Origin of the sequence: Nonomuraea ferruginea (assembly GCF_039540635.1) — a bacterium.
Classification (GTDB): Bacteria; Actinomycetota; Actinomycetes; order Streptosporangiales; family Streptosporangiaceae; genus Nonomuraea; species Nonomuraea ferruginea.
Window position 1 is genome coordinate 1 of the sequence record NZ_BAABFD010000045.1, and the last position, 8241, is coordinate 8241.

Here is an 8241-nt window from a genome sequence, read left to right on the forward strand (position 1 = left end):
CGCTGGCGAACCCTCCAGCACATCACCGTCAGCCCCAGCCGAATCGGCGACATCGCCCGCGCGGCACTTGTCCTCACCCGTTTCGAGCACGACTACCTGCCGGCAATTCGCTGAGATCACGTCACTGTTCCACTTACAGATCAACCCGTCCAACACCGCGGTGAAAGCGGCAATGATCTCCGACGGGGACTCCAGTTCTGCCATCTGGCACATGCCGGCGAAACTGCCTCCGGCGATCTCTTGCAGGAGTACATAGCCTCCTGCACCGCTGATGGCTGGTGAATGCGGCTTGACCGCGACCAGGTGCTCTCTGCGGAATTGTCTTGGGCTCGCATCCCACGCCCGTTGATGCTGTGAGGGTTCACGTGATGACGGGCCAGGAGGACACATTTTCGCGATGACTTTGCTCGTGCGCTGGCCGCTATCGCGAGGTGTTTTAACGATCAAGGCCAGCAGGCAGCTCTCTGTGTGCCCGCTTTTCACCCAGATTGGCAGATTGACTGATATTTCATAGTTTGCAGCATCGGCCCACGCGTACAGAGCCTGTGCAGCAGGCTCCCCTAGATGTTCGACGATGATCTCGCGATCATCGCGCTTGACTCGGCGGGAGGAGTCCGGTGTGCTATCCACCTCCAGTTGGTCGAGCTCATGCAGCAGATCGGCTGGCTTGTTGAAGAGGCGGCGATGATTATCCAGGTACGCCTGTTCGGCTGTGGACAGTCGCCTGGTTACGATTCGGCCGTTCATCTTGACGAGAAGCGTCTGCTCGACCAGCACGACTGCGCGGTTCACATCCTCCAGTGCTGTGATAAGGGAGTCCACCGCGTTGGACTGGGCCGTTTCGCCACGCGGAGTCTCGTCACGCAGGGCTCGATCCAGCTCCTCGAGTTGCTCCTCGGCCGTTCCGTCGGAAGCGGCCTCTCGGAATCTCATGACATAGCGCTCGTGGCGGGATCCCTGCGCGGTGGGTACTTCGAACCCGAAGGCCCCCGCGACCTGTACGACAGCGTCCTCTACTTTGGCGAAGGCATCGTCGTCGTCGTCCGTGACTCTGATTTCCAGCGCGGTGGACGCGGGGACGTCCCACTCGCCGAGCGCGAGGGCGGAGGCCTCGTCGAGGTCGAGCCGTGCACCCTCCTCGAAGGCGCTCTTGTACGCCGGATCGTCCAACTGTCGCCGGCAATCCCGCAGGCATTCCTTGTGGTGCTCCGTCATCCATGGCGCGCCCATCTGGGGTTCCCCTGCCATGTGCCAGTTGTGCTGCAACGTCCCTAGGAGTCGGGCGGCCAGTGGCAACTGTCCGAGCTTCACGAAGATCCGCATGGCCGTCTCCAGAGCCAGCAGGGTCCCGAGCGTGTCGTGGAAGCGCCGTTTGATGCGCAGGCTTTCTCTGACGTTCAGCAGAGCCTCGTCGATGCGGCCGGTTGTGAGCATGCTGCCCGCTAACGCCCAGTACGCGTGAGAGCTGACCCACTGCTCGCCGCGCTCCTTGCACATCTGCAGGCAGTCCTGTAGCAACGCCTCGGCGTCGGAGGTTGCACCCTGCGCCGTCAGCAGCAGCGCCGACTCGATGACGGCGGGTAGCAGGCCGGGATTGAGCTCCATGCTGTCGGTGTTGAACTCGAGCGCCATGCCCAGCAGCGCGCCGGCCTTGTTCAAGTCTCCCTGTAGCAGCGCCGCAGTTCCCTGCATCTTGGAGGCGAGCATGGCTGCTCGCGAGTCACCGACCTTGGCCGCCTCATCGAGGCAGGCCTCGGCCATCGCCTGCGCGCCCATGCTGTCACCCTGGGCACTGAGGACGTAGGACAGGACCCACAATGCCTTGCACCGTTCCTTGCTCGGCATGAGGTTGGCCTCCAGCGCCCGTTCGAGATACCGCTGTCCGTCGTGGGCGAATCCGCAGCACACCCACATGAACCACAGCGAGGAGAGCAGTCGTAGTGCCAACGCTCCCTTGCCGCTTGACTTCAGCGCATATTCGAGGGCCTCTTGCACGTTTTCGTACTCCTGGCGTAGGCGCACGTGCCAGTAGATTTGGCGCGACCCTGACCAGGCGTCCTCGCTGCGCTGCGTCAGGTTCAGGTAGTACTCCAGGTGCCGCTGGCGGATCTGCTCGGCCTGGCCGAGCTTGTCGAGCCGCTCCACGCCATATGCGGCCAGGATGTTGATCAGCTCATAGCGTCCGCTTCCCTGATCGTTCTTGAAGAGCACGATTGACTTCTCAACCAGCCTGCTCAGCAGACCGGCAATAGTGTCCGCCGGCAACCCTTCGTCGGAGCAGACGATTCTGACCGCGTCGAGGTCGAAGTCGCGGGCGAACACCGACAGCCGAGCCCACAGCAGTTGCTCGGCGGGATCGCACAGCTCGTGGCTCCAGCTGATCAGGGCGCGCAGTGTCCGGTGACGCGGCAGCTTGCCATTCCCGGTACTGTCCAGCAGGTCGAATCGATCGGCCAGCATCTGCTTTATCGACAGCCCTCGCAGTTGAACCGTCGCCAGCTCGATCGCCAGCGGGATGCCGTCGAGTCGACGACATAGCTGTGCCAGGGCCTTGACGACCTTGCCCTGGTCGAGTACCAAATCAGGCACGCTGACGCTGGTCCGGGCCATGATGAGCCGCATGGATTCATTGCGCAACAAGCTCTCCGTCGCGTCGTCGCCTGGGACTCCCAGCGGCGGCACAGGCACGACGTGCTCGTAGGGCAGGTGCAGCCGCTGCCGAGAGGTGGCCAGAACCCTGAGGTTAGGCGAAGCCTTCAGCAGCTCGTGAACCACTTCGGCGCAGCCCTGCACCAGGTGCTCGCACGTGTCGATAATGAGCAGCATGTCGCGCGCGCGCAGCCACTCCGAAAGAATCTTCGGCTCGAACTGTGAAGCCTGCTCGGCGAGGCCCAGTGCCGTAGCAATGGCATGCTTGATCATGCCCGCCTCCTTTAGCTGGCCCAGGTCGACCCACCACACCCCGTCTCGGTACTGGGAGCGCACTATGCTCGCCAGCCGCAACACGGTCCGCGACTTGCCTACCCCGCCAATACCGGTCACGGTCACCAGCCGCGACTCGCCGAGGCGCTTTTCGAGGTTGGCGAGCAGTCGGGTCCGCCCGACGAAGTCAGTGTGTTCGGGAGGTAGGTTTCCAGGCTGCTGGAAATGTGGGTTCGACATAGCCGCTCCTGAGCTTCAGATCAAAAAGGGTGCAACCCTAGGAGGCAAGGACCTTCAATGGGAGGAATCGAAAATATATGACGAAAACTGGACATCTTGATACTTTGGTGAAAGCGCTGGCGCTTCACTTGTCAAGCGGCTAGTGCCGTTGGAGACATTATAGATATATAAACCCATCTCCGATGCTGTCTCTTATGTGCGGTATGTCCCAGTCTCTTCACTGTATATCATGAATCTTCTTCATGCTTATGCACGTCTGTCCGATGTGGTGATTCTTTCACCTTTCGGCTCGATGTTTCGCGTGTTTCCGGATTTGCGAAGGAGGACGTGTGCACGATTGGGAGGGCCGATCTTGGCGATAGAGTTGCTGTCAGATGGGTCTGTACCGCGACTCTTCGGCCCGGTGAGCTCGGCGGGCCCTTCGGCCGTCCGGTACATCGCATGCGAGCGTCATGACAAACCATGGAAAATTCGACCAGTGGCCGTATTTCGACGAGCGTGGTCTGGCGCGCACATTCGAGTGCTCGTGGGTCGAGGCGCCCGACCACTGCGCGGTGGTCACGGCCCTGCGAGCAGATGAGGAGACGCTCTCCCGCGACTTGGACCAGGCGCGGCGATGGCACCGTCCCTTATTACGGAGGACGCCGTGTGGGTGGCCGACAGAGCCCTGGCTGCGTCAAGGTCTTCACCTTGAGCCTTTTTCATCCTGGGTAATGGCCTTCTTCGATGAGCTGCAGCACGAGGATCGCCTGCACGAGCGTGGTCGCGCGATGCGGGCAGCAGCGCAGTTTGGTCAGGACCTTCCACGCCTTCAAGGTCGCGACGGCGCGTTCGCCGATGGCGCGGATACGGGCATGCGAGCGGTTGACCTCTCGCTGCCCGCGTGACAGCCATCGACGGTGGCGATGCCGCTTGAACGGCGTGCGAATGGTGCCGCCCGCGCCTTGATAGCCCTTGTCGGCGAAGGTCTTGACGCCGCCGCTGGTCAGGGCGTCGATCAGGCCGATCGTACGAGCGGTGGTCACGTCGTGAACGGCGCCCGGAAGCGCGGGTGAGGCCCATACCAGCCGGCCTGCCGGATCGGCCAGTAGCTGCACGTTCATCCCGTGCTGCTTGTGTTTCCCGCTGTAGTAGGGCCGCTCGTCGGCGAGGCGGTCGATCGGGATGAGAGTGCCGTCCAGGATGGCGTAGGCCAACCGGCCTGCTCGTGCTGTGGCGGCGTGCACGTCGTCGGCCAGGACGGCCACAAGGTCCACGGCTTCGTGGACGTAGCGCCAGGCGGTGGTGGTGCCGATGGCGAAGCCGGCGGCCAGGCGTGCGTAGGTGTCGCCGTTACGCAGGTGGGCCAGGACCAGCAGCGCTTGCTGGGCCGGGTCCAGCCGCCGCCATCGGCAGCCTCGATCGGCCCGCTGCGTGCGGATGAGCCCGGCCAGGCGGATCAGGGTGTGATTGGACAGTGGAATCGAGGCACGGTACGACAGCAACGAGGCTCTCCGGTAGAGGCATCGGATCTTGGTCGACTGCTGTCTTACCGGGAGCCTCTTCTCATGTCGAACGGTCTCGGCGCTGCCCTTGCTGACCTGCGCGATCAGGTTGGAAAAGCCTCCTTGTCTAGATCGTCCATGTGGTGGGCCCTCGACGCGCTCCCGCAGCCGGGCGGACGAGTCTTCTACCTGTCCTACGACGCACAGCTCAGCGAAGTCAGCGAACCGGTCTATGGCAACGGGGGCAAGTGGCAGAACATCCCCGCGGATCACTGAGACCGCCCCAGACAGGGGGGAGTAGGTTTCGTCGGTTCCTCTGACATCGCCCAGGAGATGAACTTCTGCTTCGCAGCCATCCGGAGTCCGCCCGGAGCACCTCTTCGTAGCGCGCCACGACGGTCCGGAAGTTCAGGTACAGCAGGTTCTCTCTTTTCGGGAAGCAACGGGCCGTCGCGTGAACGACCCCGACGACAGCCCTGATGCGTGTTGATCAGGACGCAAGTGTGATCGATAGAGCTGCTGTCCGCTGTCGTCGGCGAGCCCAGATCATCGATGCGGTTGAGGGTGATCGCGGGTGGCAGGCGCGGATTGGACCGTCGACCGCTCTATTTTTGCGCACGTAGTTGGCATGATCGACGCCTGTGCTGAGCGCATGCTCGGGCGGTTTGTAGAGGGTCGTCGGAGGTTGGAATGGCCCCAAGTTTGGCTCTGACCTGGGGAAACACCGCAAAGATCATCTCTCATATGTCCCCTGATCATGGTCGTACAGCGGCGTACGGGCACTGTCGGCTGCCTATCGAGGCCTATCAAACAAAAGACCTGCGGCTGAGAAACCGCAGGTCAGGGCCTAAAGTGCCGATTTAGGTGAGTGCCCCGGCAGGCTTCGAACCTGCGGCATCCGCTTTACTCCCGCGTGTACCCGTACCCCCGAACACCTGCATCGCGTCCGTGGTCACCTTCATCACGACGTCCGTAGCCACCGGCTGTTGGGCAGGGCGGTGGGCTGGCTGAAGCTGGTGCCCCTGCTGGTCGGCGACCTGATGATGACCTGGATGCCCGTGCTCGGATGCACCCGGCCCCCGGCCGATCGGATCACGCTCACATGCGCACTGTTCACGCTCCTTCCCGCCGTCCTCCTCGTGCTGGCGGTACGGTGCGCGACTTCGCGGTCCGATACCGAGGCGCTCTAGAGTCGCCGGCATGCGGCGAAGGACAGGAATGCTGATAGCCGGGGCTGTGGTCCTGGGCTGGGGCGAGTGGGTGAACTGGCGCTGGTCTCGCGCACTCGTGGCGAACGGTGAAGGCTCCGCCGAAGCCGTGGTCGTGTTGGGTTACCGGAACCCCCAGCCCACGGCGAACTTCATCAACCGATGGCGAGTCCGTGCTGGAATTCGCTCCGTCGCTACTGACACCCGATTGATCTTCAGCGGCGGTGCGACCGGCAGTGGCGCCGCGGAGGCGCGGTTGATGGCCGACTACGCGAAGTCGGTGCTCGGATTCGACGGCGCGGTGCTCCTCGAAGACCAGAGCGCGACGACATGGGAGAACATCACGAACGTGATCCCCCTGCTTGAGGACGTCGACCGTATCAAGATCGTCTCCCAGCCGGCTCACGCCCTCAAGGCCCGCGCATACCTGCGGCGGCAGCGCCCCGATCTCGCCGAGAGGCTTGTACGCGCGGACGACTACCGCCCCGGCGAGTGGACGGTCGTCAAGCCGCTGCTGGCTCTGTACGGACTCTGGACACTCCGCGGTCTCAAGGCCGACGAACGGAGGATCTCGCGTAGACAGCAACGGTCGCGTCGGCTCCGCTGATGAAGGCTCTTGAGCGCTGAAGTGATCGTGCACCCCGAGCCAGCAGCTTTTCACGCCTGGCAGGCGAGGCTTCCGTACATCAGGGACTACCTTGCCAGATGCCGGCTGGGCGCCAGTCGCTGGATTCGGTTCGTCCCCTCCCCCTCGAAGATCTGCATGTTCTCCGACCCACGATCAGTCACCTGCGGATACAGCCTGATCCTTACGATGACCAGCGGTTGCGGGGATTGGCCGAACGAGCAGGAGAGGCACCAACAAAGAGGGGCGCCGCACGCGGGCTCGCAAAATGCGACGACTCATCCCGGGCCCGTGGAACCCGGCGTCCCTGCAGCGAGATGCGAAGGCCGTGCCTTGCCATGCGAGTGAATGAACTTGAAGTGTCGCCTACGCGCCTTGCTCATCTTGCCTGCCCGTAGCCGGTAAGTACCGCTAGGGAAGCTAGCTGTGAGCTCAAGCCGTCCGCCGATCGCCTCCACGTAACGGGCCACCACATCCACTGAAGAAACTTCGCCACGCTCGATCTGCGAGACGCGTGCCTTCGTCACACCCATCAGGGCGGCAACCTCGCTCTGCGTCAGAGCGGCGTTCTTACGGCGCTGGGCAAGCTGCCAAGCATCGATGAAATCGTCGACCATGCGCCGGGTCTCGACAAGTGCCGCTTCCCCTCCTGCCTGCTCCACGTGCTTGGCGCGGTTCCACTTCTTGAACGTCGTCATGGGTTCCGCCCCTCCTCTTCTGCGCGTTCTTTCAGGTAAATCTCGTACAGCCGCTCTGCGTGCGGTATGGCCTCCTCGTACCAGCGGTTGGGATCGCGAGGGCTTGCCTTGATCTTGTCTGCGGCAACGAGAACGATGGCGTCCCGCCTCGGATCGAAGACGAACAGCAGTCGAAGCGCGCTACGCCCGGTGGACCGGGGGCATAGTTCCTTGAGGTTGGCGATGCGCGAGCCGTTCATCTTGCCCACGAGTGGCCTACCCAGCGCTGGACCATTCTCCGCGAGCCGATCGAGCGCATCGATGACCAGCCGATGCGCCTCTGGATCAAGGCCACTGATCCAGGCATCGACCTCATCGGTAACGTAGATCCCCCACTCGTCCTGCACACTCCAAGTATAGGGGATACTATACTTGCGCAATCGGGCACTCCGAGAGCGCCACGAGATACAAGGGCATGGCTGCGCCTGTTCGCCGCCGGTGGCGTGCGTCCCTTTCCCCGGGGACACGCTTGCCAAGCCGACAAACCCCGCCCGCCGACACAGAGAAGCGGGGTTTCCGCATGTCAGACGCTACTTGGCCAAGTGCCGGCTGATCACCAGCCGCTGGATCTGGTTGGTGCCTTCGAAGATCTGCGTGTTCTCCGATGCTCAATCCGGCACACGGAAGCCGCCACGACGCCGTCATCCTCCCCTACTACCGCACGCACCTCACCGTCGTCGAAGCCCGCACCCAGTGCAGCGCGCTCGACCGGGTCCCGCGGCGGAGCGCGCCAGGCAACATCAAGTGAGACGACGGAACTTCGGCGTCTCACCCGACCTGGCATCTCCGCATGTCAGGACGCCTCCCGGAGGCGAGATCGAACGAGACAAGACATCTGGATGAGGGCGCACACCAGCGCCCCCATGGCAGGTGCGGCTCGTCTCTTCCGGGGACGGTACCTGTGGACGGTCAGGAATTTCTCCAGGTGGGCGGCCAGCCTGATCCAGGCTGGCGGCCATGAAATCTCCAGGTAGACGGACACGTAAAGTCCAGGTGGACGGTCAGGTGAGAGGGACGACACCCTT

General features: G+C 63.1%; 8 protein-coding genes. 3 read left to right on the plus strand and 5 right to left on the minus strand.

The window, feature by feature from the left end; genetic code table 11:
• Both ABD999_RS43625 and ABD999_RS43630 read right to left on the minus strand, forming a co-directional pair.
• On the minus strand, window positions 1–3162 hold a 3162-nt coding region (locus tag ABD999_RS43625; protein WP_345483294.1), incomplete at its 3' end, for an ATP-binding protein.
• A gap of 701 nt (window positions 3163–3863) precedes the next feature.
• The gene (locus tag ABD999_RS43630) at window positions 3864–4646 is read right to left on the minus strand and encodes a transposase family protein (RefSeq protein ID WP_271280283.1); all 783 of its coding nucleotides are present in this window, start codon (window positions 4644–4646) and stop codon (window positions 3864–3866) included.
• 63 nt (window positions 4647–4709) lie between these two features.
• Here ABD999_RS43630 and ABD999_RS43635 point away from each other — a divergent pair, with 63 nt between their 5' ends.
• On the plus strand, window positions 4710–4922 hold the full coding sequence (locus tag ABD999_RS43635) for a hypothetical protein (protein ID WP_271280284.1): 213 nt from the start codon (window positions 4710–4712) through the stop codon (window positions 4920–4922).
• Between the two features lie 685 nt (window positions 4923–5607).
• Here the strand turns inward: ABD999_RS43635 and ABD999_RS43640 are convergent.
• Window positions 5608–5748, minus strand: coding sequence for a hypothetical protein (locus ABD999_RS43640; RefSeq protein WP_271280285.1), 141 nt, complete (start codon window positions 5746–5748; stop codon window positions 5608–5610).
• A 98-nt stretch (window positions 5749–5846) separates the two neighbouring features.
• Between ABD999_RS43640 and ABD999_RS43645 the strand changes: the two genes are divergently transcribed.
• A complete protein-coding gene (locus tag ABD999_RS43645) occupies window positions 5847–6461 on the plus strand; it encodes a YdcF family protein (RefSeq protein WP_271280286.1) in 615 nt (204 codons plus the stop codon).
• A gap of 296 nt (window positions 6462–6757) precedes the next feature.
• Here ABD999_RS43645 and ABD999_RS43650 read toward each other — a convergent pair whose 3' ends face one another.
• Together ABD999_RS43650 and ABD999_RS43655 are read right to left on the minus strand one after the other, a co-directional pair.
• Complete coding sequence (locus tag ABD999_RS43650; RefSeq protein ID WP_271280287.1) at window positions 6758–7177, minus strand: helix-turn-helix domain-containing protein; 420 nt, start codon at window positions 7175–7177, stop codon at window positions 6758–6760.
• On the minus strand, window positions 7174–7563 hold the full coding sequence (locus tag ABD999_RS43655; RefSeq protein ID WP_271280288.1) for a type II toxin-antitoxin system RelE/ParE family toxin: 390 nt from the start codon (window positions 7561–7563) through the stop codon (window positions 7174–7176). The genes ABD999_RS43650 and ABD999_RS43655 overlap by 4 nt, the downstream gene beginning before the upstream one ends.
• Window positions 7564–7820: 257 nt before the next feature.
• On the opposite strand from ABD999_RS43655, the gene ABD999_RS43660 reads away from it, so the two are divergent.
• On the plus strand, window positions 7821–7964 hold the full coding sequence (locus ABD999_RS43660; protein ID WP_271280289.1) for a hypothetical protein: 144 nt from the start codon (window positions 7821–7823) through the stop codon (window positions 7962–7964).
• The last annotated feature ends 277 nt before the right edge of the window (window positions 7965–8241 follow it).